The sequence below is a fragment of the Aeromonas crassostreae genome, assembly GCF_054052445.1.
The window spans coordinates 108856-134875 of sequence record NZ_JBSTYM010000010.1 but is presented as its reverse complement, the minus strand read 5'-3'; the positions used below and the strand labels follow the sequence as shown (position 1 = coordinate 134875).

The window sequence follows — 26020 nt, the reverse complement described above, 5'->3', positions numbered from 1 at the left end:
TAGGCTTGGACTGCTTCGGTTCTCCGGGCGTGCCTCACTGCTTCCCCTTAACAGGAAACATCATGAAAAAAATACTGTGCTTTCTTGCTGCCATGCTGATGATGCCCATGGTCCACGCCGCCCCTGAGTTCAAGGAAGGCGTCAACTATGACGTAGTCAAACAGACCGGCAGTGCCCAGCCCGAGGTCATGGAGTTCTTCTCCTACTTCTGCCCTCACTGCTACAAATTCGAGCCGATCGTTGCCGATCTGCAGAAGAGCCTGCCGGAAGGAGTATCCCTCAAGAAGAACCCGGTTGCCTTCCTGGGCCGCGAGATGGGCCCCGAATTGCAGCGTGCCTATGCGGTGGCCAACCTGCTCAAGGTGGAAGAGAAGGTGACTCCGGCCATCTTCGAGACCATGCACGTCAAGCGTCAGATGCCCCAGAGCCGTGACGATGTGCAGCAGATCTTCACGGCCAACGGCGTGCCGGCCGAAGAGTTCGGCGGCGCCGTGGACAGCTTCGCCGTGTCCGGCATGGTCGCCCAGTTCGACCGCAACACCGAGACCTACAATGTGCGCGGCGTCCCGGCCTTCCTGGTCAACGGCAAGTACATGGTGAAGATCGAATCCATCACCTCCCAGGAGCAGTTCAATCAGCTGGTGAAGTTCCTGCTCGCCAAGAAAGACTGATAGACGCCCCCGTGACAACACGCCCGCCGGTGCAAACCGGCGGGCGTTTTTTTATGGCGATGGGGCAAGGAAGGCACAGGCACGGCTGCGCTAAATGTCAGATCTGACAGTCCCGCTGCGGGCGAGAGACGCTGGGCAGCCGGGTGCGGCGGCTGAGCTCCTCCGCCAGCCAGACCAATAGCAGGATGGCGAGGATCAGCGTGGCGGCCTGATCGTAACGAAACAGGCTGAGGGAGACATAGAGCTGCTGCCCCAGACCGCCGGCGCCGACGACCCCGAGTATGGTGGCGGCCCTCAGGTTCATCTCGCCGCGATAGAGGCCATAGGCCAGCCACTGCTGCCACACCAGGGGCAGCAGGCCATAGCAGAAGCTGGCCAGCCGGCCCGCCCCCGCCAGTTGCAGGGCGCGGCGCGGCGCCTGGTCCGCATTCTCCAGACTCTCCACGAACAGGCGGGCCAGCACCCCTGTGGTGTGCAGGGTCAGCGCCAGCACCCCGGCGACCGGACCCAGCCCCACGGCGATCACCAGCAGGCTGGCAAAAATCAGTTCGGGCACGGAGCGCAGCAGGTTGAACAACAGGCGCAGCGGCCAGAGCTGGCGGGCCAGTACCGCCAGCGGCATGGCCAGCAGGGCGCTGAGCAGGGTGCTCAGTAGTGCCATCTGCAGGGTGTCCACCACTCCCTTGGCCACCAGGGCGAGGAAGGGGGCAGACCAGTCCGGCTGCAGAAATTCGGCCAGGAAGCGCCCCATGCCGCCGAGGGAGAGGCTCAGGCTGCGCCAGTCGAGCAGGACAAAGGCTCCCAGGCTGGCGAGCAGCAGCAGGGCGCAGAGCAGCAGGCCAGGGGCACGGCTTTGGCGCAGCCAGGCGCTCAGGCCATCGGCCAGCACCACCAGGGCCACGAAGGCGAGCAACAGGGTCGCCACCTCGCCGCCGGCGAACATGCGCAGGGAGAGCTCGAGCTGCTGGCCCAGGCCGCCGGCGCCGACGAAGCCCATGATGACGGAGGCGCGCAGGGCGCACTCCCAGCGGTAGACGGTGTAGGAGAGCAGCTCCTGGCGCACCGCAGGCAGCACGCCATAGCAGAGCGCCTGCAGCCGACCGGCCCCGCCGAGCAGCAGGGCTCGGGCCGGTTGCAGGGCCCCGCTCTCCATGATCTCGTTGTAGACCTTGGCCAGCATGCCGCCGTAGCTGACCGAGATGGCCAGGATGGCGGCCATGGGGCCCAGCCCCGACAGGCGCACGAACAGCAGCGCCCAGATGAGCTCGGGCAGGCTGCGCAGCAGGATGGCGACCAGTCGACACAGGGCGCGCAGGCCGTTGCGCAGCGGAGCGGGCAGGGCGCCTATCCGCGACAGGGAGAGGGCGCGGGAGCCCAGCAGGGCGAAGGGCACCCCGAGCAGCAGAGCCCCGAACAATCCCAGGGTGGCGACCGCCAGGCTCTCCAGGCTGGCTCTCAGGGTCAGGGCGAGAAAATCCTGATCCAGGCGCGGTGGCCAGCTCTGGGCGGCGAAGTGGCCCATCTGCCGCCAGCTGGCGGGGTCGAGCAGGGCGAGCCAGCCGTCGGCATCCTGCCAGAGACCGTAGAGTGCCAGCAGCAACAGCCAGGGCCAGGGGCGACGAAGGGCCTGGTCGAGACGGGGAGCGGACGCTAGCACGGTCGGGCCTGCTCTGCGTCCTGGCTGGCGGGCGACTCGTTGCCATAGAGCTCGGCGAGCATGGCGGGGGAGACCGCCTCGGCGGCGCAGTCGAACAGGATGCGCCCCTGGCGCAGCCCTATGATGCGAGGGAAGTGGCGCAGGGCCAGATCCACCGCATGGAGGTTGGCGATGAGGGTGCTGCCGCGCGCCCCGGCCTGCTGGTGCAGGGTGAGAATGCTGGCCTCGGCCAGCACGGGATCCAGGGCGGAGACGGGCTCGTCCGCCAATATGAGCGGCGGATCCTGATAGAGCACCCGGGCGATGCCGACCCGCTGGCGCTGGCCACCGGAGAGCTCGCCGCAAGGCTGGTGCAGCTTGTCGGCCAGAGACAATCGAGCCAGTTCGGCGCGGGCACCCTGCGGATCCCGGGGACGCAGCAGGGAGAACAGGGCCCGTGGCAGAGACCACTGGCCGAGCCGCCCCGCCAGCACGGCGGTGATGACGGGCTGGGAGTCGGGCAGGGGCGGGGTTTGCCAGATCATGCCGATGCGGCTGCGCAGCCGTTGCCGCTCTCGGCTCGACAGTTGCCAGGGATCCTGCTGCCACAGGTGCAGGGCCCCCGCCTGATCGGCCCTGAGTTCGGTGGCGAGCAGGCGCAGCAGGCTGGTCTTGCCCGCCCCGCTCGGCCCGATCACGGCGACCCGCTCACCGACCCGGATCTGCAGGCTGATGTCTGCCAGCACGGGCAGCTCACCGAACTTCAGGCTGGCCCGACGCAGGTCGACGGCGATCACTTCAGCAGGCCCGCCTGGATGGCGGCGGCTTCGATGCCCTGGTAGTTCTCGGGCCTGGTCTCGATGAAGCGGCTGGCCCGCTGCAGCTTGAGGATCTCGGCCTGGGCCGGCACGCCGGGGTCCAGGGCAAGGAAGGCTTGCTTGAGCCTGGCCTGCAGCGCCGGCTCCAGGTCGCCGCGCACCGTCCAGTTGTAGTCAAAATAGGTCGGCGTGGTCCAGATCACCTTCACCTTGCTGGTATCGACCTTGCCCTCTTCCAGCAGCTTGTCCCACACGGAGGCGTTCAGGGCGCCGGCGGGCACCTTGCCGGAGGCGACCCAGGCGACGGTGGCGTCATGGGCGCCGGAGAAGGCGACATGGGCGAAATCCTGCTCGGGCTTGATGCCCTGTTCGGCCAGGAAGTGGCGTGGCATCAGGTGGCCCGAGGTGGAGGAGGGGGAACCGAACGCGAAGTCCTTGCCCTTCAGATCGGCGAGGGTCGCTATGCCGCTGTCGGCGTTGGCGATGAACTTGGAGGTGAACTGGGCATCTTCCGCCCGCTGCACCAGGGGCACCACCTTGTCGGCGCGGCGATGGGCCTGCACATAGGTGAAGCCACCCAGCCAGGCCATGTCTATCTTGCCGGCGGCCAGGGCCTCGACCACGGCGGCGTAGTCGTTGACCGGGACGAAGACCACCTCGCGCCCGGTCTGCTCGGCCAGGTAGTCCCCCAGGGGGGCAAACTTGCGTTGCAGCTCGGTGGGCGCCTCATCCGGGATGGCGGAGACCCGCAGCGGCTCGGCGGCCATGACCCCCAGAGTGGCAAACAGGGCGGTGAGGGGAAGCATCCATTTCTTCAGCATAGGGTTTTCCTTTCATGGGGGCGGGTAGCAGGAAGGCCCGCGCCGGGGCGGGCCTGGTATCGGCATATGGTATTCATCCCGGGGCGCGGACGCCAGCGCGGCCCGCTCCGGGCTCAGCGGGGCAGGTGGAAGGCCTGCTTGAGGTGACGGACGAAGTCGGCATCCCGGCACAGGGTCTTGCCCGGGCTGTCGGAGATCTTGGCGACCGGGCCGCCATTGCACTCCATCAGCTTGAACACGATGTTCATGGGGGTCACCCCGGGCAGATCGCAGGTGAGCTGGGTGCCGATGCCGAAGCTGGTGTTGATGCGGCCGCGGAAGTGGCGAAACAGCGCCACCGCCTTGTCGAGGTTGAGGCCGTCGGAGAAGACCAGCGTCTTCCCGGCAGGGTCGATGCCGAGGCGCTGATAGTGGCTGATGGCCTTCTCTCCCCACACCACGGGATCGCCGGAGTCGTGGCGCAACCCCTGGTAGCGGCTCGCCAGATCGAAGTCGAAGTCATGGAGAAAGGCATCCATGGTGATGCAGTCGGTCAGGGCGATGCCGAGGTGGCTGCTGAACTCGTCCAGCCAGCTGGTGAGGGCGGCGCGCTGGCTCAGGGCCAGGGGGAAGCCGAGCTGCTGGTGGGCCTGGAACCATTCGTGGGCCTGGGTGCCGACCGCGGGCAGTCGGTACTTCTGGGCCAGCTGATAGTTGCTGGTGCCGCGAAAACAGGGCAGACGCTCGAGGAGGCGGCCCACCACGGCATCCTGGACGGCGTGGGAGAAGCGGCGGCGGGTGCCGAAGTCGATGAGGTGGAACTCGCTCATCTCCGCCGGGCTCAGCGTCCGCTCCAGCTGGTCTATTTTCTGATCGAGCCGCGCCAGCGCCTGGGTCACCCCGAACTGGGGATAGCGGAAGCGGTTGCGCATCTCGCTGATGGTGGCGAGCACGGGGATCTCCCACAGGATCACGTCCTGCCAGGGCCCCTCGACCCGGACATTGATGCGGCCATCTTGCTCGAACACCTTGAGCAGGGAGGCGTCCAGCGGTTTGCGGCGCAGGTGATCGAGATAGTCGGCGCCAAAGAAGGGGCGCTTGGCCAGGAAGTCGGCTTCCGCCCTGCTCAGACGCAGGGAGCCGGCCAGGCGCAGCTGTTCCTCGATCTGACCCATCATGGGCAGCAGATCTTCCTCGTTGCGGCTGTGAAACTCGGCCACTACCTCGGCATCGGGATAGCGGTGATAGACGGCCTGCTGCATATGCAGCTTGTAGGCATCGGTGTCGAGCAGGCTGGTGAGAATAGGTTGCATATCAGGCTCCCCGCAGACTGGTGGACACCATGATGCGCGCCTGCTGCCGAGGTAAGGTGCAGGCGCCGCTGTCGGGTTGGCGGATGAGAATAGGTTGCATATCAGGCTCCCCGCAGACTGGTGAGCGCCATGATGCGCGCCTGCTGCCTAGGTATGGTGCAGGCGCCGCTGTCGGGTTGGTGGGTGAGAATAGGCGGCATATCAGGCATCCAGCAGGCGTTGTACATCGATCAGGGTCTGGGCCAGCTCGGCCCCGGCTTCGATCATCTGGGTGTGAGCGCTGGCAACCGTATCCGGGGCTATGCCACGGCAGGCGGCCAGATGCACTATGACCCGAAAACCGGCCTGGCGCAGTTGCAGCACGCTGGTCTTGACGCAGTAGTCGGTGGCGAGGCCGCCGGCCAGCACTGTGGTGACGCCGCGGCTGTGGAGAAATTCGATGAGGCCGGTGCTGCGCCGCCCGGCCAGATCGTGGTAGCAGGCGCCATAGGGGTGCAGGTCGGGCTCAATTCCCTTCCAGACGAAGAAGTCGTAATCGATGGGGGCGGGCAGGCCGTCGAGCAGCTCGAAACCCGGGGTGCCGGGCACGCAGTGGCTGGGCCAGCTCAGGTCCGCATTGGCATGGGGCAGGGGGATGAAGGGCGGGCTTGTCGTCCAGATGGCGTTCGCCGAGTGGGCGTCCTTGCTGCCGACGCGCACACTGGCCAAGGCGGCCTGGGCATTGAGGGCGGCGACTATCTCATCCCCACCGGGCACGGGCAGCTCCTGCGGACAGAGGGGGGTGAATCCCTTCTGCGCGTCTATATCCAGGCTGGCGATGATTCCCATGATTGACTCCTGCACATATTATCTATGTGATATTATCTACCAAACATTAATGGAAGGCGAGCGAGACGATCGAGATGCCAAGCATGAGTCTGGACATGGTGGTGCTGCGTTTGAACGAGGAGCGGGGGGGGGGGGGTGGGCGGCCCGCGCCCCCCCCCCCCCCCCCCCCCCCCCCCCCGCCAACGCCAGCCCTTTGCCCACTGCTGGCAACTGCCGGCCCGACGCATCGATGAGGGTCGTGACAGGGATCTGGACGATGCCCTGCAGCGCTTGCTGGCCGAGTGGGGGCTGGGGGTCTGCTACAGCGAGCAGGTCTGCACCCTGGGGGATCAGGAGCGGGATCCTCGTGGCTGGTCCACCACCCTGGTCTATCTGTGTCTGGTGGGGCCCGATACGGTGCCGAGCCGGGGCCGCTGGCATCCCCTCACCGCCCTGGAAGGGCTGAGTCTGGCCTTCGACCACGCCCGTCTCATCGGCAAAGGGCTGGAGCGGCTCAAGATAAAGAGCCGCTACAGCACGCTGCCGGTGCAGTTGCTCGGCGCCGAGTTCACCCTGTCCGAACTGCAACGGGCCTACGAGATCATCTTGCAGACGCCCATGAACACGGCGGCCTTTCGCAAGCGGATCCATCGCGCCCATATCCTGGCCGACACCGGCCGCAAACGCACCGGCAAGCAGAGGCCCGCCAGCCTCTACCGGCTCGATGCCCCGCCCTGCATCCTGTTCGATCAGCTGATGCATGGCGCCGAGGCCTGAGCCGCTCGCGGGAGCGCCGTGATAGGAGAGGGGATGTGCCGAAGCCATGGGAGCGTCATCAACCGACTGGAGGTCGAACCATGAAGGAATCAAGACCCACGCAGGCCAGGGTGCTAGTCAGCGCCTGCCTGTTGGGACAACCTGTGCGCTATGACGGCCAGAGCAAGGGGATCGTCAGCGACTGGCTGGTGGCGCTGGGGGCCGAGGGGCGCTCGTTTGCCTTCTGTCCCGAGGTGGCAGGCGGTCTGCCCACCCCGCGCCCGCCGGCCGAGCGGCAGGGGGAGCGGGTGATCACAGTGACAGGGCTCGATGTCACCACAGAGTTCGACCATGGCGCCGAGTTGGCCCTGGCGCTCTGCCGGCGCGAGGGGATCCGCTTCGCCCTGCTCAAGGAGGGGAGCCCCTCCTGCGGCAGCGGCCGCATCTACAATGGCCGCTTCGAGGGCATCTCCATGGCGGGGGAGGGCAAGACTACGGCCCTGCTGCGCCGCCACGGCATCCGTGTCTTTTCCGAGGATCAGCTGGCCGAGCTGGCCCGCGCGCTGGGCTGAGCCCGCCTCTCCCATTGCCCGGCGCCGCCGGGCCTCACCCAGACTGGCCTGGGCGGCTGCCATCGGCCAGCAGCCGGGTCAGGGACTGATCCTTCTCGCGCCAGATCCCGTTTAGCCACTGCTGAAACCCTTGCTGGAATTCGGGGTCATTGAAGTAGTCCCCCACCAGACGAGGCTCTATGGGCAGGAAGCGCACCCTGACCCGAATGGTCTCTACCCGCCCGCACATGAAGTCCCAGAAGCTCGGGATCCCCCCCGGATAACCTATGGTCACGTCGACCAGCTGGTGCAGCTTGCCGCCCATGGCCGCCAGGGTGAAGGCGATGCCACCGGCCCTGGGATGGAGCAGATGGCGGTAGGGGGCGCCCTGCTTGTCATGCTTGCGGGGGGTGAAGCGGGTGCCCTCGACGAAGTTCATCACGCTCACCGGGATATGGGCGAACCTGGCACAGGCCTGTCGGGTTGTTTCTATGTCTTTTCCCTTCAGATGTGGCTTTCTTTCCAGCAATTTTCTCGAATATCGCCGCATGAAGGGGAAGTCCAGCGCCCACCAGGCCAGCCCGAGAAAAGGTACCCAGATCAGCTCTTTCTTGAGGAAAAATTTCAGGAAGGGGATCTGCCCATTGAACACCCGCTGCAGCACCAGGATGTCGACCCAGGACTGGTGGTTGGCGATCACCATGTACCACTGCTGCAGGCTGGCCTTGTCCAGCCCTGTCACCTCGAACCGGGTCCGAGTGAGGCTTTGCTGAACCAGGTTGTTGAACCGGATCCAGCAGCCGGCGCAGCCATCGAGCAGGGCGGTACATCCTCTGCGCCAAGGGGCGAGGGGCACCATCAGCTTGAGCAGGGCCAGCAACAGCACGGGGATAAACCAGAACAGGGTATTGATGAAATAGAGCAGGGTCGAGAGGCTGCCGCGCAGTCGCTCTATCAGCTTGTTTTGCATGGGGGTCGCGTCCGTCTTGCCGACTAGGGTGTGATTAAGTGGTCAGATGTGTGCCCATGTTAGCAGCCGAGTCGGGCCAGGACCAAGGGGGAGGTGGTTGGGGGCTGTGCCTGCCTCGGCAGGTTCAACCGCTGCGCAGCCGGTTGAGGAGCCGGTCCATGGCACGGTAGCCCAGGGCCTCGACCAGGTGCCCCTTCTCTATGTCCGCCTTGCCCGCCAGATCGGCCAGGGTACGGGACACCCGCAAGATGCGGTGCCAGGCCCGGATGCTGAGTCCCAGCCGCTGGATCGCCGTCTCGAGAAAGTCGGCATCTTGCGGTGATAAGTGGCAAACGTCCTCTATCTCCCGGCTATCGAGCAGGTTGTTCAGCTTGCCGCCCCGGGCCAGCATGCGTTCACGGGCGGCCAGCACCCGCTCGCGGATCTGTGCGCTGGGTTCACCGTGCTGCACCTTGCCGGTCAGGCTCCCCTTGGGCAAGAGTGGAACCTCCACCGTCAGATCGAATCGGTCGAGGAAGGGGCCCGAGAGCCTGCCAAGATAACGGAGTATCTGATCCGGGCTGGCCCGGCTCAGGCCGTCGCCGAAATGGCCGCAGGGGCTGGGGTTCATGGCGCCAATGAGCTGGAAGCGGGCGGGAAAATCCACCTGGCGGGCGGCTCGGCTGATGGTGATGCGGCCGGTTTCCAGCGGCTCGCGCAGGGCATCGAGCACCTTGCGCTCGAATTCAGGCAGCTCGTCGAGAAACAGCACCCCGTTGTGGGCCAGGGATATCTCCCCGGGTCTCGGATGGCTGCCGCCCCCCACCAGGGCCACCGCCGAGGCGCTGTGGTGTGGGGTTCGATAGGGTCTGTGATGCCAGTGGCCGGCACGTGGGGTGAGGCCGCCGATGGAGTGAATGGCGGCGGTCTGCTGCGCCTCCTGCTCGCTCAGCGGCGGCAGAATGCCGGGCAATCGGCTCGCCAGCATGCTCTTGCCGGTGCCGGGCGGGCCGATGAACAGCAGATTGTGGCTGCCGGCGGCGGCGATCTCCAGCGCCCGTTTGGCCTGGGACTGGCCGATCACATCCTGCAGATCGGCCACCAGGGGGCCCTCGCTGTCCGGCTGGGAGAGGGGCAGGGGCAGCTCGTACTGGCCCGCCAGCCAGGCGGTCACCGCCAGCAGCTGGTGGGCGCAGCGCACCTCGGCATCCTGGATGAGGGCGGCTTCGGCGCCGTTGGCGCTGGGCACCAGCAGGGTGCGGCCGACATCGCGGCAGGCGAGTACGGCGGGCAGTACGCCGTGGATGGGGCGGATCTCGCCGGTCAGGGCCAATTCGCCCAAAAATTCATGATCGAGCAGGTATGTTGCCGGTATCTGCTTGGAAGCGGCGAGAATGCCGATGGCGATGGCCAGATCGAATCGGCCCCCCTCCTTGGGCAGGTCTGCGGGGGCCAGATTGACCGTGATGCGTTTGGAGGGAAACTCGAAGTTGCCGTTGAGCAGGGCGCTGCGCACCCGATCCCGCGACTCCTTCACCGAGGTTTCCGGCAGGCCCACCATGTTGAAGGCGGGCAGGCCGTTGGAGAGGTGCACTTCCACCGTGACTTGAGGTGCCTGGATCCCCAGGCTGGCACGGCTATAAACCACAGCTAATGACATAAACCCCATCCTTGAGTTGAGTTATGTTCTGACTAACTGCAATTTGTCAGTTTTTTATGCCAGCCTTGTTCGACTGATATAGTTAAAATTAGTGGCTTGTAATGCAATAAATGCTTGCCTGATAAAAACCATCATGCTAGTTCTAATAGCCATTCGCGGTGCAAACCGCCTCAATTTCACAGGATTTCCGGTTGTAACTATGAACATGGCTTCCCGTTTCGTCAGCATTATTGTGGTCCTAGTGGTGATTATTATCACACCGCTCGGGGCTCGTTTGGCTGCACGGAACAAGGGATAGACCCACCACCGGACAGAACGAAACAAGACGACCCCCGAGCCTCACGGCCCGGGGGTTTTTTTTCGACCAAGGAACAGGATTGTTGACATGAACGGCGCGCAGTTTTTGGTACAGGCTCTCAAGAAACAGGGTGTGACCCAGGTGTTTGGTTACCCGGGCGGGGCCATCATGCCGGTCTATGACGCCCTGTATGACGGTGGTCTGGCCCATCAGCTCTGCCGCCACGAGCAGGGGGCTGCCATGGCCGCCGTGGGGTATGCCCGTGCCTCCGGCCAGGTGGGGGTCTGCATCGCCACCTCGGGCCCGGGGGCCACCAACCTGGTCACCGGTCTGGCGGAGGCGCTGCTCGATTCCGTGCCGCTGGTGGCCATCAGCGGTCAGGTCGCCTGCGCCGCCGTCGGCACCGATGCGTTTCAGGAAGTCGACGTGCTCGGCATGTCGCTTTCTTGCACCAAGCACTCCTTCATGGTCACCGACCCCGCCGATCTGGGTCGGGTCATCGCCGAAGCCTTCGCCATCGCCACCGAGGGGCGTCCGGGTCCCGTACTCATCGACCTGCCCAAGGATGTGCAACTGGCCGCCGTTCCCTGCCAAAGCCCGCTGTTTGCCGTGGAGGAGCCCGAGCCCCTCAATCCGGCCGAATTGACGGTTGCCCGCACCCTGTTGGCCGCTGCCGAGCGCCCGGTGCTCTACGTCGGTGGCGGGGTGGGCATGGCCAATGCCGAGCAGCAGCTGCGCGACTTTGCCGCCGCCACCGGCATGCCTGCGGTCACCACCCTCAAGGGGATTGGCGCGCTTGACCCCGACAGCGCCGTCTACCTCGGCATGCTCGGCATGCACGGCACCAAGGCCGCCAACTACGCGGTGCAGCAGTGCGATCTGCTGGTGGTGGTGGGCGCCCGTTTCGATGATCGGGTGACCGGCAAGCTGGAGGAGTTTGCCCCCGAGGCGAAAGTGATCCACCTCGATGTGGACGCCGCCGAGTTCGGCAAGCGTCGCGCCGCCGAGGTGGGCATCACCACGGATCTCAAGCGGCTGTTGCCCGCCCTGGCCATGGCGCTGGCCATCGATCCCTGGCGTGAGCACTGCGCCGCCATGGCCCGGGAATATGCCTTTCGCTACGACCACCCGGGGCAGCCCATCTATGCCCCGGCCCTGCTCAAGCAGCTCTCGGCGCGCCTGCCCGAGACCAGCGTGGTGGCCTGCGACGTGGGTCAGCACCAGATGTGGGTGGCCCAGCACATGCGCTTCACCAGCCCGCGCAATCACCTCTCCAGCGCCGGCCTCGGCACCATGGGCTTCGGCCTGCCCGCCGCCATCGGCGCCAAGATGTCGCGCCCCGATGACGAGGTGGTGCTGGTGAGCGGCGACGGCTCCTTCATGATGAACGTGCAGGAGCTCGGCACCATACGCCGCGCCCGGCTCAAGGTGAAGATGGTGCTGCTGGACAACCAGCGCCTCGGCATGGTGCGCCAGTGGCAGGAGCTGTTCTTCGACGGCCGTTACAGCGAGACCAACCTCTCCGACAACCCGGATTTCGTCGCCCTGGCCGCCGCCTTCGGCATCCCCGGCGAGACCATCACATGCAAGGAAGAGATAGCCCCGGCCCTGGATCGCCTGCTGGCGAGCGAGAGTGCCTACCTGCTGCATGTGGCCATTTCAGAGGAAGAAAATGTCTGGCCCCTGGTTCCGCCAGGGGTCGCCAACCACAAGATGATGGAGCAACGCCAATGAACCAGCTCAACACCAGCACCCTGCAAATCCACGCCCAGCCCAGACCCGAAGTGATGGAGCGGGTGCTGCGGGTGGTCCGCCACCGCGGCTTCGCTCTCTGCGCTCTGAACATGGAGCAGGATTGCCAACAGCTGCGGATCACGGTTACTGTCGAGTCGGTGCGTCCCATCCAGCAGTTGTGGAGCCAGCTGAGCAAGCTGGTGGATGTCTCCCGGGTCGATGCACTGGAACAGCAACCCCGGATCAGCGCTTAAGGAGCAACGCCAATGTCACAGCCTTCACACCCGCAATTCATCTGGTTCAACGGTAAACTGGTGCCCTGGCAGGATGCCCAGGTCCACGTCATGAGCCATGCCCTGCACTACGGCTCCTCGGTATTCGAAGGGGTGCGCGCCTACGACACCCCCAGGGGCACCTGCATCTTCCGCCTGCAGGAGCACACCCGCCGCCTGTTCGACTCCGCCAAGATCTACTGGATGGACGTGCCCTACAGCGAGTCTGAGGTGAATGAAGCCTGCCGCACCGTGGTGCGCGAGAACGGCCTGAAGAGCGGCTACCTGCGCCCGCTGGCCTTTGTCGGCAACGTGGGGCTGGGGCTGCATCCGCCGCTGGATGCCAAGGCGGACCTGATTGTCGCCGCCCTGCCCTGGGGCGCCTATCTCGGTGAAGAAGGGCTGAAAAACGGGGTGGATGTGTGCGTCACCTCCTGGAACCGGCTTGCGCCGAACACCATTCCCACCGGTGCCAAGGCGGGCGGCAACTACCTCTCTTCCCAGCTGATCAGCCGGGAGGCCAAGCGCAACGGCTTCGCCGAGGGGCTGGCGCTGGACGTGAACGGCTACCTGAGCGAGGGGGCCGGTGAGAACCTGTTCCTGGTGAAGAACGGCGTGCTGTTCACCCCGCCCGCCACCGCCGCCATCCTGCCCGGCATCACCCGCGACACCATCATGACCCTCGCCCGTGATCTCGGTTACGAGGTGCGCGAACAGGCCCTGCCCCGGGAGGCGCTCTATGTGGCGGACGAGATCTTCATGACCGGCACCGCCGCCGAGGTGACCCCGGTGCGCTCGGTGGATCGGATGACGGTGGGCTCTGGCAGCCGCGGCCCGGTGACCGAGCAGTTGCAGAACGCCTTCTTCGGCCTGTTCAGCGGCCAGACCGAGGACAAATGGAACTGGTTGACCCCGGTCAACGATTGAATCAGCGGGGGCAGCATTTGCCCCCATGCAACGGCCAGACCGAGGACAAATGGAACTGGCTGACCCCGGTCAACGACTGATTGAGAACGAGCGGGCGACCCGTCGCCCGCTCGCGCCAACAAGAGTCGGCTATGGCAAGGGCAGATCCCTTGCCACAACCGATTTGAAGCGACAGCTTCGCACCATAAGTTTGCCCAGTCGGGCTCATGTATTCAGGGAGTAGAGACAATGCCGAAGTTGAGATCCGCCACCACCACCCACGGACGTAACATGGCCGGGGCCCGCGCCCTCTGGCGTGCCACCGGCATGACAGATCAGGACTTCGGCAAGCCCATCATCGCCGTGGTCAACTCCTTCACCCAGTTCGTGCCCGGTCACGTCCACCTCAAGGATCTCGGCCAGCTGGTAGCCCGGGAGATCGAGGCCGCCGGCGGTGTCGCCAAGGAGTTCAACACCATAGCCGTGGATGACGGCATCGCCATGGGTCACGGCGGCATGCTCTATTCCCTGCCATCCCGCGAGCTTATCGCCGATTCGGTGGAGTACATGGTCAACGCTCACTGCGCCGACGCCATGGTCTGCATCTCCAACTGCGACAAGATCACCCCGGGGATGCTGATGGCCGCCTTGCGCATCAACATACCGGTGATCTTCGTCTCCGGCGGCCCCATGGAGGCGGGCAAGACCAAGCTGTCCGATCAGATCATCAAGCTGGATCTGGTGGACGCCATGATCCAGGGCGCCGATCCCAAGGTCTCCGATGCCCAGAGCGATCAGATAGAGCGCAGCGCCTGCCCCACCTGCGGCTCCTGCTCCGGCATGTTCACCGCCAACTCCATGAACTGCCTGACCGAGGCGCTCGGCCTCTCCCAGCCGGGCAACGGCTCCATGCTGGCGACCCACAGCGATCGGGAACAGCTGTTCAAGCTGGCCGGTCAGCGCATCGTCGCGTTGGCCAATCGCTACTACCAGCAGGATGACGAGAGCGCCCTGCCGCGCAACATCGCCACCAAGGCGGCGTTCGAGAACGCCATGGCCCTGGACATCGCCATGGGTGGTTCCACCAATACGGTGCTGCACCTGCTGGCGGCGGCCCAGGAGGCCGGGGTGGACTTCACCATGGCCGACATCGACCGCATGTCCCGCAAGGTGCCCCAGTTGTGCAAGGTGGCCCCGTCCACCCAGAAGTACCACATGGAAGACGTGCACCGCGCCGGTGGCGTGGTCGCCATCCTGGGCCAGCTGGAAAAAGCGGGTCTGGTGCACGGCGACGCCCGCAACGTGCTCGGCACCTCTCTGAGCGAATTGCTGGAGGCCTATGACGTCAGCCGCTGCGACGACAAAGCGGTGCACGACTTCTATCGCGCCGGCCCGGCCGGCATTCGCACCACCAAAGCATTCAGCCAGAGCTGCCGCTGGCCCGAGCTGGATCTGGACCGTGCCGAGGGCTGCATCCGCTCCCTGGACAACGCCTACAGCCTGGAGGGGGGCCTGGCCGTGCTCTCCGGCAACCTGGCCCTCGATGGTGCCATCGTCAAGACCGCCGGGGTGGATGACGAGAACCTCCGCTTCCGTGGCCCGGCCCGGGTGTTCGAGAGCCAGGACACGGCGGTCGCCGGCATCCTGGACGGCACGGTGAAAGCCGGTGAAGTCGTGGTGATCCGCTACGAAGGGCCGAAAGGGGGCCCCGGTATGCAGGAGATGCTCTACCCCACCACCTATCTCAAGTCCATGGGGCTCGGCAAGGCCTGCGCCCTCATCACCGACGGTCGCTTCTCCGGCGGTACCTCGGGTCTCTCCATCGGCCACGTCTCCCCCGAGGCGGCTTCCGGCGGCACCATAGGGCTGGTGGAGGATGGCGACATGATCAACATCGACATCCCGGCCCGCAGCATGGTGCTGGAGGTGGCCGACAGCGTGCTGGCCACCCGCCGCGCCGCCGTCTCGGCCCGTGGCTGGAAGCCGCTCGATCGCCAGCGTCAGGTCTCCTACGCCCTGCGCGCCTACGCCATGCTCGCCACCAGCGCCGACAAGGGCGCGGTGCGCGACCGCAGCAAGCTGGAGGAGTGATGATGAACACGACGACACATACTCTGTTCACCGTCTATCAGCCGGTTGCGGTGCGTGCCCTTGATGAGCGGGAGGCGTAACCATGGTCTCTGCGGCGGATTATCTACGCAAGGTGTTGCTCTCTCCCGTCTACGAGGCGGCGCGGGTGACACCGCTGCAAACCCTGAAAAAACTCTCCGAGCGACTCGGCAACCAGGTCTCCCTCAAGCGGGAAGACCTGCAGCCGGTGCACTCCTTCAAGCTGAGGGGGGCCTATCACAAGATCGCCACCCTGAGCGCCGAGCAGAAATCCCATGGCGTGGTGGCGGCTTCGGCCGGCAACCATGCCCAGGGGGTGGCGCTGTCGGCGGCCAAGCTCGGCATCAAGGCCATCATAGTGATGCCCAAGACCACGCCGGACATCAAGATAGATGCGGTGCGTCGCCTGGGCGGCAACGTGCTGCTGTTTGGCAACAGCTTCGACGAGGCCTACGGCGAGAGTCGCCGCCTGGCAGAAACCGAGGGCTACACCCTGATACCGCCGTTCGACGACGTCGAGGTGATCGCGGGCCAGGGCACCATCGGCAAGGAGCTGCTGGAGCAGGACACCCACCTCACCCACGTCTTCGTGCCTGTGGGGGGCGGTGGCCTGGCCGCCGGGGTGGCGGTCTACATCAAGCAGCTGCTGCCGGACGTCAAGGTGATCGGGGTGGAAGCCGAGGGCTCCGCCTGCCTCAAGGCGGCCCTTGAGGCCGGTGAGCCGGTCAACCTGGAGCGGGTCTCCCTGTTTGCGGACGGGGTGGCGGTCAAGCGCATCGGCGAGGAGACCTTCCGCCTGTGCAACCAGTATCTGGACGAGGTGGTGACCGTCTCCAACGACCAGATCTGCGCGGCACTGAAAGACATCTTCGACGACTGCCGCGCCATCGCCGAGCCCTCCGGCGCCCTGTCCCTGGCGGGCCTGAAAGCTTACAGCGAGCGGGAGCAGGTGAAAGGGGGGCGGATGGCGGCCATTCTGTCCGGCGCCAACGTCAACTTCCACAGCCTGCGCTACGTGTCGGAGCGCTGCGAGATCGGCGAGAAGCGCGAGGGCATGCTGGCGGTGACCATCCCCGAGCGCAAGGGGGCCTTCCTCGATTTTTGTCGCCAGCTTGGGCCCCGCATGGTGACCGAGTTCAACTACCGCTACGCCGATGCGGTGCAGGCGTCGCTGTTCGTCTCGGTGCGCCTCACCGGCGGTGACGAGGAGCTGGGCCAGATCATCGAACAACTGGGTGGCAACGGTTACCCCGTGGTCAACATGACAGAGAGCGAGCTGGCCAAGAACCATGTGCGCTACATGATTGGCGGCCGCCCGGCCCGGCCCCTCGGTGAACGTCTCTACAGCTTCAAGTTTCCGGAGCAGCCGGGCGCCTTGATGCGCTTTCTCGAGACCCTGGGTTGTCGCTGGAACATCAGCCTGTTCCACTACCGCAACCACGGAGCCGACTACGGCCGGGTGCTGTGCGCCTTCGAGCTGCCGGACCAGGACGTGGCCGCCTTCCACGACTACCTCTACGAGCTGGGGTATGACTGGAAGGAGGTGAGCGAGGATCCCGCCTATCGCCTGTTCCTGGCGAACTGAGCACGGATGGCGTGGCGCGCAGAGGGGGGGCACTTGCCCCCTCTCTCATGGCGGCGGGCCCGGCTTGTGCCAACTGGCTCACACTCTGACCCACCGGATCGTTTGAGACCGCGCCAGGATGGGATAGGCTGGAACGCTCGGCCCTGCGCGGCTCCCTGCTAGCGGGGGCCATGGGCCGACGTTCGCCATCACAGACTCAAGGAAGAGGCATTCACATGACAAGATCCCTGCTGGCGCTCCTGATGGGCGCCACCGGTATGAGCGGGCTGGCCCAGGCCCAGGGGCTGGACAACAGCTGGTATCTGGGGGGCAAGGCCGGCTGGTCCCACTATTTCGGGGCCGATTTCGAGCCCGGGGTCGAGCGGGCATTCGAGCTGGTGGGCGCCGATGAACAGGGTGACGCCCTCGGCCTCGGCCTGTTCGTCGGTTATCAGCTCAATCCCAACCTCGGCTTCGAGCTTGGCTACGACCACCTCGGTCGCTATCGCCTCAGCGGTCGCCAGCGCGAAGGCAGCCTCAGCGCCGGCCTGACCGGCGAGGCCAAGGGCCAGCTCGTCCAGGCCAGCATGCGCATCGGCTACCCCGTCACCCCCAGCCTGGATCTCTATGGCCGCCTCGGCGGCGCCTATGGCTGGACCGAGAGCGACGTGAGCGCAGAGATCACCACGGACAGCAGCCAGTTTCGCGACTCGGCCAATGGCAACAAGTACCATGGTGCCGCCTTCGTCGGCGCCCTCGGCGGCGAATATGCCCTCAACCCCAGCTGGGCTCTGCGCCTCGAGTATCAATACACCACCCCCCTCGGCAACACCTCTCTGGATGAGTCCGGCATAGAGCTGGACAACGGCCTGCTCGCCCTCGCCATCGTCTACCGTTTCGGCCAGGGGGAGGACGTGCAGGCCGAGATCAGCCCGGCGCCCGCCCCCGTGCCCCCCGCCACCGTCATCATCCGCCAGCGATTCTCCCTGAGCTCGGATCTGCTGTTCGCGTTCAACGAGGCGCACCTCAGAGCGGAGGCCAATCAGGCGCTGGACACCCTGTTCCAGCAGATAGTGGCGGCCAATCCCAGGGATGGGGTGGCGACCGTGGTGGGGCACACGGACCGGCTGGGGGCCGATGATTACAACCAGAGCCTGTCGGAGCGGCGAGCCCGGGCCGTGGCCGATGGGCTGATCGCCCGGGGCTGGCCGGCGGACAAGGTGCAGGTGACGGGACGTGGCGAGCAGGAGCCCGTCACCGGCAATCGCTGCAACGGCGGCAGCAAGCAGGCACTGATCCCCTGCCTGGCCCCGGATCGGCGGGTCGACATCCAACTGGACGGGGTGGGGGAGCCACCCCAGCCATAAGGCGCGGCGCCGATCCGCTCAGGCCGGGGCCGGTCGCCGGGCGAGTCGGTGATAACCCGCGGCGATCAGCACCAGCAGCAGGGCGCCGGGCAGCACTGTCTGCCAGAGGAAGGGCCAGGATTGATCCGTGAGCAGCACCAGCAGCGGGTTGGCCCCGGCGGGGGGATGAATGAGCCGCAGCCCCTGCATCAGGGCGATGACCAGCCCCACGCCCAGGGCCAGTTGCAGCGCGAATGGCAGGGGAAACTCTTGCACCAGCAGGCCCACGGTCGCCGCCAGCAGGTGACCCCCCAGCACGTTCTGCGGCCGCGCCAGCGGGCTCTGTGGCAGGGAGAAGAGCAGCACGCAGCTCGCCCCGAACGGCGCCATCAGCAGGCTCAGCTGCCAACCCAGATCCAGCCAGCCCAGCAGGGCGATAGCCAGAGCGGCTCCCAGACCCGCCAGCAGGGCACCCCATCCTCTTGCCATCATGGTTTCCATCTCTGTCTCCTTGTCGGTGCGGGTCACTTGACCCGAACTGAGACATTAGGTAGACAGATCGGTGTACTTCAAGGGGAAATCGATGATGAGCGAGAAACGACAGCAGCTGATGGCGACCGCCTATCGCCTGTTCAACCGCCATGGCTTTCACGCCACCGGCATAGACCGCATCTGGGCCGAGGCGGGCAGCACCAAGCGCACCCTCTATCGCCATTTTCCCAGCAAGGATGCGCTGATCGAGGCGGTGCTCACGGCGCGGGATGCCGAGTTCTTCGCCCTGCTTGACGCCAGGCAGGCCGGCCGCTCTGGCCGGGAGGACAGGCTGATGGCCCTGCTCGATGGCTTTGCCGACTGGTTCGGCCGCAGCGACTTCTACGGCTGCAACTTCATCAATGCCAGCGCCGAGTTCGGGGATCCGCGCCACCCGGTGCGCAAGCTGGTGGCGAGCCACAAGCGGGCATTGCGGGACTGGGTGCAGCGGCGTCTGGAGTGCGATGAGGAGGTGGCGAGCCGGCTCTGCCTGCTGCTGGAGGGGGCCGTGGTGATGACCCACAGCTATCAGGAGACGGGGGCGCTGGCGCGGGTCATCCCCATGGCCCGGGCCCTGCTCGGCCTGCCCCGGGAGGACAATGGCGGTGAGCCATGGCAGTATCACAAGCAGGATCAATGAGGTGACGACAAGGAGGCCGGCATGGGCAAGGTGGCATTACAACGGGGCGAGCCCGGCAGGGTGGCCCGCCTTGCCGTCCAGCTCCCCCTGGACTTGGTCAAACTGACCAACTTGTGGTCTAAATGACTCTTCTTTTGCCGCATATGCTGGGTGAATGAAGAGTCTTCTTATATAAATCAATCTGTTACGTTTTGGCACAGGGATTGCGATTCATCACACCTCAAGGGGAGAGCCATGGGGGCTCCCGGCAACAAGGATGAACGAGATGAAACAGATGATGGGGGTCATGGTGCTGGCAGTGGGGCTGGCGGGGTGCAGCTGGCAGGACGACGAGATCATTCGGGGCCAGGGGGCGACCGTCATTGCGCAGCTGCCCCTGGGAGACAGGGTCGACCGGATACTGGCCGTGGTGCCGGCGGATGTCAGGCTGGTGCCAGGAGTGGAGCGCGGGATCCGCTTGCAGGGTCAGGAGAATCTCTTGCCCTATCTGACCTTCAACGAGAGTGGCCGCAAGCTGGAGATAGAGGTCAAGGAGGGGTACCGGCTCGACCCCGGCGAGCGGCTCGAGGTCACCATCACCCTGCCTGCGCTGCGCGAGCTGGCCCTGGCCGGGAGCAGCCAGGGCGAGGTCGGCGCCTTCGAGGGGGATGCGCTGACCCTCTCCCTGGCGGGATCCGGGGGCATACGCACCGATCGGCTGGCGGTAAGGCGTCTGGAGGGCAACATCGCCGGCTCGGGGGATCTTGCCCTGGGGCAGGGCCATGTCGACAGCCTCACCCTCAATATCGCAGGCTCGGGGGGCATAGCCGCCGGGGAGCTGCGGGCCCGGGAGGTGGAGGTCAACATCGCCGGCAGCGGCGATGTGGCGGTGCGCGCCGCGCAGAGGCTGACGGCCACCATAGCGGGCTCCGGCAACATCGACTACTGGGGGGATCCCGAGCTGGAGAGCGAGATCGCGGGGTCGGGACAACTGGTGCGCAAAGGGGGCTGACCCCGCGCCACTTTGCAGAGACGACACGGGCCCCGACGGGCCCGTTTCGTTTATTGTGCCTGTCCGTCAGGGGAGGGGGAGCCCGGCCTGCGTCGTCCCCCACCCCGCCGGTGGTTCAGGCGAGGGGAAGCTGCAGCTCCCTGTCGGCGTTGAGCCGCATCAGCAGCCACTGCATCCCGGCGAGATGCTGGTGGTCATGACTGACCAGCAGGCGCACCAGGCCATCCAGGGTGAGCTCCCCATAGTTGCCGTAATGGGCCCGTCGCCCCCAGGCCGAGGGGGGCAGCCCCTGGAGCCAGGTGACAGTGTGAGTGCGGGCGGCGCGAAAGCGGGCCAGCTGCACGACGGGATCCTGCTGGGGATAGTCATTGTCCTGGGCCAGCTGGTAGCCATCGAGGGAGGCCAGCTCGGGTCGTGTCTCCTCCAGGGTGCGCAAGAAGCGCACCTGATAGCCTTGGGTCTCTATGTCCAGCAGGTGGCAGAGGTGGCCCAGGGCCGAGAAACGCTCGGAGGGGATGCCGGCCCAGTTGGCCGGCTCCCAGTTCAGGTGATCCTCGGGCACCTGGTCGAGCAGCTGCTGGAATCGGTCAGGCATGGCCAGCAGGGTGGTGAAGATGGGCATGTCAGCCTCCGGTGGTGATGGCGTTGGCCAGCAGGGTACCGACCGCCGCGACCAGCAGGGTGGTGAAGATGGGCATGTCAGCCTCCGGTGGTGATGGTGCTGGCCAGCAGGGTACCGACCGCCGCCACCAGCAGGGTATTGGCGAGCACCAGCCAGAAGGCGAAGCGGATCAGGCTCTGCTCCTCCTCATGGCTCCCCTTGGCCAGGCCGATGAGCAGGGCGACCATGGGCAGTGAGCCCAGGGCGGCATGACCGGCGGCACTGTTCTGGACGGCGGCCATGATGGGCAGCAGCGACTGTGCGAGGGGCAGGTGGGCGATGGAGGGCATGACGATGGCATTGCCGCCGACGTTGGAACCCGTGATATAGCCAGACAGAGCGCCGAACAGGGCGATCAGGGGGCTCAGCAGGCTGGCATTCAGCTCGCTCAGGCCCTGGTTGATGCTGGTCAGGAAGCCGGCCTTGACCAGCAGCTGGGACATGAAGAGGAAGAAGAGGATGGTGAGCAGGGGGCGCTTGGCCCGGGTGAACCAGGCCTGACCCAGCTGCTGGCTCCCCTCCCGGGCGATGAGCAGCAGGCTGACGCCAAGCAGCGCCAGACCGGGGGAGGCGAGGGGCTTCCAGCTCACCTGGTAGCCCTGAACAATCAGCAGATCGGCGATGCCAAACAGGGCGTTGAGCCCCTTGAGCAGCAAGATGGCCGCCAGCAGGGCGAGGTAGGGCCAGGCCTGGCGGGGAAAGCGGAGCCGGGCCTGCTCCTTGACGCGGGCCCAGGCCAGCCCGGCCAGCAGGATGGCGCCACCGGCGCCGACTCCCGCTATCTCGGGTCCCGCCGTGCGGCTGATGAAGTGCAGCAGCACGATGAAGAGTCCGGCCATGGCGCAGCCTGCCAGATAGACCAGGGGGTTCTTCTGCCCCATCAGCCAGAGGGCCAGACCGATGGCCAGCATGAAGACAGGGGCGCTGGTCCAGGCGGCCCAGGCACCGAGCGTCTCTGCGGGCAGACCCGCCAGGGCCGCCCCGATGACGGTGGCCAGCCCCAGGGTGCCCCAGGGCATGATGCACATGCCGGTGAGGGCGATGCGCAGCGCCACCTGGCGATCCAGCAGGGCCAGCAGCAGGGGAACCGTGGCGATGAGCGACACCCCGAAGCCGGTCATGGACTCGAGCAGGGGAGCCAGCCCGAGCACGACGAAGACCGCGAGGGCGGCCCCCCGCCAGCCGAGCCCGCTCACCCAGCCCTCCAGGGCCTGATTGGCCTTGATGCGTTCCAGATAGATGACGAACAGCAGGCCAGGGGCTATCACGCAGGCCGTGCTCAGGAAGAGCACAGTGCTGTCTTGCAGCACCCGCACCAGGGTGGCGGGGAGGAAGGGATCCGCCAGGCCGCCCAGCCACAGGGCCAGGGCCAGCAGGGAGCCCAGCAGGGCTGCCTGCACCGGCGGGCGTTTCAGCCCCATGATGAGGGAGATCACCAGCAGTATGGGGGAGAGTTGAATGAGGGCAATCATGATGGGATCTCACAGTGGGAGTCAGGGTGGCGAAAGAGTCTTGGCGATTTTCTAGCACGCTGGCAGATGAGATTCAAGGCGCTCCATCTTGTGCGTGGTTAGCATAAATATTTGTTTTTAATTGGATTAATGAAGATTAATGCTGGTGGAGTTGATCCGTGGGCGCCATCCATCGGCGCCCAGCTCGGCGTGCTGGCGGCGATGCCGTGGGGGCTTGGCTGGGGACGGGGTGAACCATATCTGCTGTGCCCGCTCGGGCTGGCAAGATTTAATGTCAGGCAAAATATCTGCGAGGGGGGCAACAAAAGGGCGCGGGAGGCCGGGGAAGAGAGGGAGAGTGGCAAAGAAGAGGCGGGCAGGGGTGAGCAGAAGCGGGGCGCGGGGCTGCCCTCGGAGCCTCGGTATGTGGGGTGATCAGGAGTGATCGAGCAGGTGCTCGGCGTGAAAGCGCAGGTGCGCCTCGATGAAGCTCGCCACGAAGTAGTAGCTGTGGTCGTAGCCGGCGTGACGATGAAGCGCCAGGGGCCAGCCCTTGGCCTCGGCGATCTCCGCCAGCGTCTCTATGCCGAGCTGCTCGGCGAGGAAGGGGTCGTCCAGGCCGACGTCGACCCGGGTCGGCAGGGGCTGGCAGTCGTGGTGGCGCAGCAGCTGGCAACTGTCCCACTCCTGCCACAGCAAGGGATTGTTGCCGAGGTAGGCCCCCAGCGCCTTCTGGCCCCAGGGGCTGCGGCTCGGGTGGCTGATGGGGCTGAAGGCCGACACCGAACGGTAGCGGCCGGGCTCGCGCAGGGCGGCGATGAGGGCCCCGTGGCCCCCCATGGAGTGGCCGCTGATGGCGCGGCGACTCGAGATGGGGAAGTGAGTCTCGATAAGGTCTGGCAGCTCCCGGGTGACATAGTCATACATCTGGTAGTGCGCCCGCCAGGGTGACTGGGTGGCGTTGACGTAAAAACCCGCCCCCTTGCCAAGGTCATAGGCGGCATCATCCGGCACCTGTTCACCCCTGGGGCTGGTGTCCGGCGCCACCAGGGCTATCCCTAACTCGGCGGCGATGCGTTGGGCACCGGCTTTTTGCATGAAGTTCTCGTCGGTGCAGGTGAGGCCCGACAGCCAGTAGAGCACGGGTACCTTCTGGCCGGTCAGCGCCTGGGGCGGCAAGTAGACGGCGAAACGCATCTCGCAGCCGAGCAGCGCCGATTCGTGGCGATACTGCTTGTGCCAGCCGTCGAAGCTCTTGTTGCTGGCGATGATATCTAACGACATCTGATCCTCCTGCGCCATGGGCGCCTGGGATGAAGAAGAGAGGGCGGGAGCTGCCCGCCCTGCCTGACTCAGTAGTGGATGACGGTGCGGATGCTCTTGCCTTGGTGCATCAGCTCGAACGCCTCGTTGATCTGCTCCAGCCCCATGGTGTGGGTGATGAAGTCGTCCAGCTTGAACTCACCCTGCATGTAGCGCTGGACATAGCTCGGCAGCTCGCTGCGACCGCGCACCCCGCCGAAGGCGCTGCCGCGCCAGACCCGGCCGGTCACCAGCTGGAACGGACGGGTGCTGATCTCCTGGCCGGCGCCGGCCACCCCTATGATGACCGACTCGCCCCAGCCCTTGTGGCAGCATTCGAGCGCCGCGCGCATCACCTTGACGTTGCCGATGCACTCGAAGGAGAAGTCGACGCCGCCGTCGGTCATCTCGACGATCACCTCCTGGATGGGTTTGTCGTAATCGTTCGGGTTGATGCAGTCGGTGGCGCCCAGCTTGCGGGCCAGTTCGAACTTGCTCTCGTTGATGTCGACGGCGATGATGCGACCGGCCTTGGCCAGGCGCGCCCCTATGACGGCGGAGAGGCCAATGCCCCCCAGCCCGAAGATGGCGACGCTCTCACCCTCTTTGACCTTGGCGGTGTTCATCACGGCGCCTATGCCGGTGGTGACGCCGCAGCCCAGCAGGCACACCTCTTCCAGCGGGGCGGCCGGGTCCACCTTGGCGATGGAGATCTCCGGCAGCACCGTGTACTCGCTGAAGGTGGAGGTGCCCATGTAGTGATAGATGGGTTGGCCGTCTTTCGAGAAGCGGGTGGTGCCGTCCGGCATCAGCCCCTTGCCCTGGGTGGTGCGGATCTTCTGGCACAGGTTGGTCTTGCCGGATTTGCAGAACTTGCACTCGCCGCACTCCGGGGTGTAGAGCGGGATCACGTGATCGCCGACCTTGACGCTGGTGACCCCCTCGCCGACGGACTCGACGATGCCGCCCCCCTCGTGACCCAGGATGCAGGGGAAGACCCCTTCCGGATCTTCACCGGACAGCGTGAAGGCATCGGTATGGCAGACGCCGGTGGCGACGATCCGCACCCGCACCTCACCGGCCTGGGGGGCCATGACCTCCACCTCTTCGATGGAGAGGGGCTGGCCCGGGCCCCAGGCGATGGCGGCCTTGCACTTGATGCTCTGTACCTGTGCCATGAAAGGATCCTCTTGTGATGGTTGTCTGGAAATGTATCAGCGTAATTTGAACCTGCCTGAGTGTAGTTTCCCGTTCATTTGGTGATAATGGGGTTAAATATCAAATCACTTTTACTCATAGGTAATAATGTTCGGCTGGGAAGGGATATGTGAGTTTGTCAGCGTGGCGGAGCAGGGGGGCTTTACCCCGGCGGCGCGCCAGCTCGGGGTGTCGGTGGCTCAGGTCAGCCGCCAGGTGGCGCAGCTGGAAGACAGGTTGCAGGCCAAGTTGCTGCTGCGCACCACCCGCCAGGTGCGGCTCACCGAGCTCGGCGAGATCTACTATCGCCACTGTCGCCAGCTGCTGGACAACCTCTACGAGGCCGAGCTGGCCCTGGGCCGCCATCAGGCCCAGCCCCAGGGGCTGCTGCGCATCACGGCCCCCGTCTCCTACGGCGAGAGCCGCATCGCGCCCCTGGTGAACGACTTCATGGTGCGCTATCCGGCCCTGGAGGTGACCCTCAACCTCACCAACCAGCTGCTGGATCTGGTGCATGACGGTTACGATCTGGCCATCCGCCTCGGCCACCTCAAGGATTCCAGCCTGGTGGCGCGGCGTCTGGCGGGGCGGGTGCCCTATGTGTGCGCCTCCCCGGACTACACGGCGCGCCGCGGCATGCCCAACAGCCTCTCCGAGCTCTCCCGTCACGCCTGCCTGCTCGGCAACGGTGACGAGTGGCACTTCACCCTGGATGGCCGCCCTTACAGCGTGCGGCTGCGCGGCCTGCTCAGGTGCAACAGCGGCCACGCCCTGATGGACGCGGCCCTCAAGGGGATAGGCATAGTGCAGCTGCCCGACTACTACGTCGGCGACCATCTCGCCGCCGGCCGCCTCATCGAACTGCTGCCGGATCTGCGGGCCCCCGAGGAGGGGATCTGGGCCCTCTACCCGCAGAACCGCCACCTCTCCCCCAAGGTGCGGCTGCTGGTGGACTATCTGGCCGAGCGGCTCGGGGAGCCGGGCCAGCCCTCCCTGATGCCCCCCATCGGCTGAGCACCATGAAAAAGAGGGCCCGACGGGCCCTCCTGGATCATGG

At 65.8% G+C, this 26020-nt stretch carries 23 protein-coding genes and 1 pseudogene; 12 read left to right on the top strand and 12 right to left on the bottom strand.

Going from position 1 to position 26020, the window contains the following annotated elements; genetic code table 11:
* Window positions 1–62: 62 nt before the first annotated feature.
* On the top strand, window positions 63–671 hold the full coding sequence (locus ACW5W4_RS10280) for a thiol:disulfide interchange protein DsbA/DsbL (protein ID WP_408797203.1): 609 nt from the start codon (window positions 63–65) through the stop codon (window positions 669–671).
* Between the two features lie 97 nt (window positions 672–768).
* Here ACW5W4_RS10280 and phnE read toward each other — a convergent pair whose 3' ends face one another.
* The 5 genes from phnE to ACW5W4_RS10255 all read right to left on the bottom strand — a co-directional run bounded on the left by phnE (window position 769) and on the right by ACW5W4_RS10255 (window position 6066).
* Entirely contained in the window at window positions 769–2328 is a 1560-nt protein-coding gene (gene phnE, locus ACW5W4_RS10275) for a phosphonate ABC transporter, permease protein PhnE (RefSeq protein ID WP_456689292.1), read from the bottom strand.
* Window positions 2322–3104 carry a phosphonate ABC transporter ATP-binding protein gene (locus ACW5W4_RS10270; protein WP_456689291.1) on the bottom strand — a complete coding sequence of 261 codons (783 nt, stop codon included), beginning with the start codon at window positions 3102–3104 and terminating at the stop codon, window positions 2322–2324. The genes phnE and ACW5W4_RS10270 overlap by 7 nt, the downstream gene beginning before the upstream one ends.
* Window positions 3101–3946 (bottom strand): putative selenate ABC transporter substrate-binding protein, encoded by an 846-nt coding sequence (locus tag ACW5W4_RS10265; RefSeq protein ID WP_456689290.1) that lies wholly within the window; start codon window positions 3944–3946, stop codon window positions 3101–3103. The genes ACW5W4_RS10270 and ACW5W4_RS10265 overlap by 4 nt, the downstream gene beginning before the upstream one ends.
* Window positions 3947–4059: 113 nt before the next feature.
* Window positions 4060–5238, bottom strand: a complete 1179-nt coding sequence (gene pncB / locus ACW5W4_RS10260; RefSeq protein ID WP_456689289.1) for a nicotinate phosphoribosyltransferase — start codon at window positions 5236–5238, stop codon at window positions 4060–4062.
* Window positions 5239–5439: 201 nt separating this feature from the next.
* Window positions 5440–6066 carry an isochorismatase family protein gene (locus tag ACW5W4_RS10255; protein ID WP_456689288.1) on the bottom strand — a complete coding sequence of 209 codons (627 nt, stop codon included), beginning with the start codon at window positions 6064–6066 and terminating at the stop codon, window positions 5440–5442.
* 74 nt (window positions 6067–6140) lie between these two features.
* On the opposite strand from ACW5W4_RS10255, the pseudogene ACW5W4_RS10250 reads away from it, so the two are divergent.
* Both ACW5W4_RS10250 and ACW5W4_RS10245 read left to right on the top strand, forming a co-directional pair.
* Window positions 6141–6822 (top strand): annotated as a pseudogene (locus ACW5W4_RS10250) (NUDIX hydrolase).
* An 80-nt stretch (window positions 6823–6902) separates the two neighbouring features.
* Window positions 6903–7373 (top strand): DUF523 domain-containing protein, encoded by a 471-nt coding sequence (locus ACW5W4_RS10245; RefSeq protein WP_408797214.1) that lies wholly within the window; start codon window positions 6903–6905, stop codon window positions 7371–7373.
* A gap of 34 nt (window positions 7374–7407) precedes the next feature.
* Here the strand turns inward: ACW5W4_RS10245 and ACW5W4_RS10240 are convergent, their stop codons facing one another.
* Together ACW5W4_RS10240 and ACW5W4_RS10235 are read right to left on the bottom strand one after the other, a co-directional pair.
* The gene (locus ACW5W4_RS10240; RefSeq protein WP_456689287.1) at window positions 7408–8322 is read right to left on the bottom strand and encodes an acyltransferase; all 915 of its coding nucleotides are present in this window, start codon (window positions 8320–8322) and stop codon (window positions 7408–7410) included.
* A gap of 124 nt (window positions 8323–8446) precedes the next feature.
* Window positions 8447–9961 (bottom strand): YifB family Mg chelatase-like AAA ATPase, encoded by a 1515-nt coding sequence (locus ACW5W4_RS10235; RefSeq protein WP_456689286.1) that lies wholly within the window; start codon window positions 9959–9961, stop codon window positions 8447–8449.
* A 385-nt stretch (window positions 9962–10346) separates the two neighbouring features.
* Between ACW5W4_RS10235 and ilvG the strand changes: the two genes are divergently transcribed.
* From ilvG to ompA, 6 genes are all read left to right on the top strand, one after another.
* The gene (gene ilvG, locus ACW5W4_RS10230; protein ID WP_456689285.1) at window positions 10347–11993 is read left to right on the top strand and encodes an acetolactate synthase 2 catalytic subunit; all 1647 of its coding nucleotides are present in this window, start codon (window positions 10347–10349) and stop codon (window positions 11991–11993) included.
* The gene (ilvM, locus tag ACW5W4_RS10225) at window positions 11990–12247 is read left to right on the top strand and encodes an acetolactate synthase 2 small subunit (protein WP_427262338.1); all 258 of its coding nucleotides are present in this window, start codon (window positions 11990–11992) and stop codon (window positions 12245–12247) included. Before ilvG ends, ilvM begins: the two co-directional genes overlap by 4 nt.
* A gap of 12 nt (window positions 12248–12259) precedes the next feature.
* Entirely contained in the window at window positions 12260–13192 is a 933-nt protein-coding gene (locus ACW5W4_RS10220; RefSeq protein WP_456689284.1) for a branched-chain amino acid transaminase, read from the top strand.
* Window positions 13193–13420: 228 nt separating this feature from the next.
* The gene (ilvD, locus tag ACW5W4_RS10215) at window positions 13421–15262 is read left to right on the top strand and encodes a dihydroxy-acid dehydratase (protein ID WP_456689283.1); all 1842 of its coding nucleotides are present in this window, start codon (window positions 13421–13423) and stop codon (window positions 15260–15262) included.
* 82 nt (window positions 15263–15344) lie between these two features.
* Window positions 15345–16865, top strand: coding sequence for a threonine ammonia-lyase, biosynthetic (gene ilvA, locus ACW5W4_RS10210; RefSeq protein ID WP_456689282.1), 1521 nt, complete (start codon window positions 15345–15347; stop codon window positions 16863–16865).
* Window positions 16866–17080: 215 nt separating this feature from the next.
* Entirely contained in the window at window positions 17081–18211 is a 1131-nt protein-coding gene (ompA, locus tag ACW5W4_RS10205; RefSeq protein ID WP_456689281.1) for a porin OmpA, read from the top strand.
* Window positions 18212–18229: 18 nt separating this feature from the next.
* On the opposite strand, the gene ACW5W4_RS10200 is transcribed toward ompA, so the two are convergent.
* A complete protein-coding gene (locus ACW5W4_RS10200; protein WP_456689300.1) occupies window positions 18230–18682 on the bottom strand; it encodes an HPP family protein in 453 nt (150 codons plus the stop codon).
* Between the two features lie 94 nt (window positions 18683–18776).
* Between ACW5W4_RS10200 and ACW5W4_RS10195 the strand changes: the two genes are divergently transcribed.
* Together ACW5W4_RS10195 and ACW5W4_RS10190 are read left to right on the top strand one after the other, a co-directional pair.
* Window positions 18777–19361, top strand: a complete 585-nt coding sequence (locus ACW5W4_RS10195) for a TetR/AcrR family transcriptional regulator (RefSeq protein WP_456689280.1) — start codon at window positions 18777–18779, stop codon at window positions 19359–19361.
* A gap of 265 nt (window positions 19362–19626) precedes the next feature.
* Window positions 19627–20352 (top strand): head GIN domain-containing protein, encoded by a 726-nt coding sequence (locus tag ACW5W4_RS10190; RefSeq protein ID WP_456689279.1) that lies wholly within the window; start codon window positions 19627–19629, stop codon window positions 20350–20352.
* A gap of 115 nt (window positions 20353–20467) precedes the next feature.
* Here ACW5W4_RS10190 and ACW5W4_RS10185 read toward each other — a convergent pair whose 3' ends face one another.
* The 4 genes from ACW5W4_RS10185 to ACW5W4_RS10170 all read right to left on the bottom strand — a co-directional run bounded on the left by ACW5W4_RS10185 (window position 20468) and on the right by ACW5W4_RS10170 (window position 24944).
* Entirely contained in the window at window positions 20468–20974 is a 507-nt protein-coding gene (locus ACW5W4_RS10185) for a DinB family protein (RefSeq protein ID WP_456689278.1), read from the bottom strand.
* A gap of 77 nt (window positions 20975–21051) precedes the next feature.
* Window positions 21052–22485: a hypothetical protein gene (locus ACW5W4_RS10180; RefSeq protein ID WP_456689277.1), complete on the bottom strand. Its 1434-nt coding sequence runs from the start codon at window positions 22483–22485 to the stop codon at window positions 21052–21054.
* 414 nt (window positions 22486–22899) lie between these two features.
* Entirely contained in the window at window positions 22900–23748 is an 849-nt protein-coding gene (gene fghA, locus ACW5W4_RS10175; RefSeq protein WP_408775731.1) for an S-formylglutathione hydrolase, read from the bottom strand.
* Window positions 23749–23816: 68 nt separating this feature from the next.
* Complete coding sequence (locus ACW5W4_RS10170) at window positions 23817–24944, bottom strand: S-(hydroxymethyl)glutathione dehydrogenase/class III alcohol dehydrogenase (protein WP_427262327.1); 1128 nt, start codon at window positions 24942–24944, stop codon at window positions 23817–23819.
* Window positions 24945–25071: 127 nt separating this feature from the next.
* Here ACW5W4_RS10170 and ACW5W4_RS10165 point away from each other — a divergent pair, with 127 nt between their 5' ends.
* Window positions 25072–25977, top strand: coding sequence for a LysR substrate-binding domain-containing protein (locus ACW5W4_RS10165; RefSeq protein ID WP_456689276.1), 906 nt, complete (start codon window positions 25072–25074; stop codon window positions 25975–25977).
* The last annotated feature ends 43 nt before the right edge of the window (window positions 25978–26020 follow it).